Genomic DNA, 1,111 nt, shown 5'->3' with positions numbered 1-1,111 from the left:
TCAGCTCGCTCCTCAGCCGTGAGCGTCACACGGTAGCGCTTGTGCATCGCTGCCTCCTGCCCTCAACCGACAGAAGACTCGCGCCAATAAGCCCCCATCGCAAGCGGGACAGAGCACTAGTCGAGCGGGCCCGATTGCAGGTGACCGAGACCGTCCTGATCCACGGTGGTGCCGGGGGCGTCGGGGCCATCGCCGTGCAGGTCGCCAAGGCCATCGGCGCGCGGGTCCTGGCGACGGCTCGAGGCAGCGACGCGGCGCTCGTCGAACGGCTTGGCGCCTCGGCTGTCATCGACTTCAAACGCGAGGACTACGTGGACGCCGTCGATCGCCTGACCGAAGGCAAGGGCGTCGACGTCGTTCTGGATACGATCGGGCGCGACACGCTTTCGCGTGCCCCGCGCATCCTCAGCGAGGACGGGCGCGTGGTCACCCTGGTCGACACCGCGACGCCCCAGAACCTCATCGACGCCTGGGGCCGGAACGCGACCTACCATTTCGTCTTCTCTCGCCAGAGTGCCGGCAAGCTCGACGCCCTCACGCGCCTCCTCGAGCGAGGCTTGGTGGTCCCGCAAGTCGGCCTGGAGTTTTCCCTGGACGACGTCGCGCGCGCTCACGCGCGCTACGAGGAAGGCCGGCTCAAAGGTAAGATCGTGCTTCGGGTCAAATCGTGACGCCACCGGGTCTCTGCCGAGCCTCCTGACCTGACAGGTCGCAAGGCCCTGTTGGTCGAGGACGATTACTACATTTCCGCCTCACCCTCCTCCTGATTCGGCGCCCGGACGAAGGGGAGGATCTCGTTGCCACCATGGTCGTAGGATGCCACAACCTGCTCGGTCGCGCCTACGTCGGACCATCGCGGCCGGACACGTGCTCGTCGTCCGGTCCACCTTGGCAAAAGTCGGGCAGCATTGGGTGGTATGCTTTGCTGATGCAGGCGACCGCGGTCTGGCCTACGGCAGTGTCATGCAGCATCCAAGCCCACGCTGAGGGGGACGGCATGACCGATCTCGCGCAGAACTGATCCGCCCCCATGGGAGTGGTCCGCCCTGAGGTATGGCCTGCGGGTCAGGACGAGGACGGACAGATGGGAACGAAGCGGCACAAGCCGGAG

General features: G+C 66.2%; 1 protein-coding gene. It reads left to right on the top strand.

Annotated features, from left to right (window positions below; all coding sequences use genetic code 11):
• Positions 1-140 precede the first annotated feature (140 nt).
• Positions 141-671, top strand: coding sequence for a zinc-binding dehydrogenase (locus HNR00_RS25295; RefSeq protein WP_376770414.1), 531 nt, complete (start codon positions 141-143; stop codon positions 669-671).
• Positions 672-1,111: the final 440 nt, after the last annotated feature.

The organism is Methylorubrum rhodinum (genome assembly GCF_014199935.1).
Classification (GTDB): Bacteria; Pseudomonadota; Alphaproteobacteria; order Rhizobiales; family Beijerinckiaceae; genus Methylobacterium; species Methylobacterium rhodinum.
Note: the sequence above shows the minus strand (reverse complement) of the source record. Positions and strands in the feature narration are given on the sequence as shown.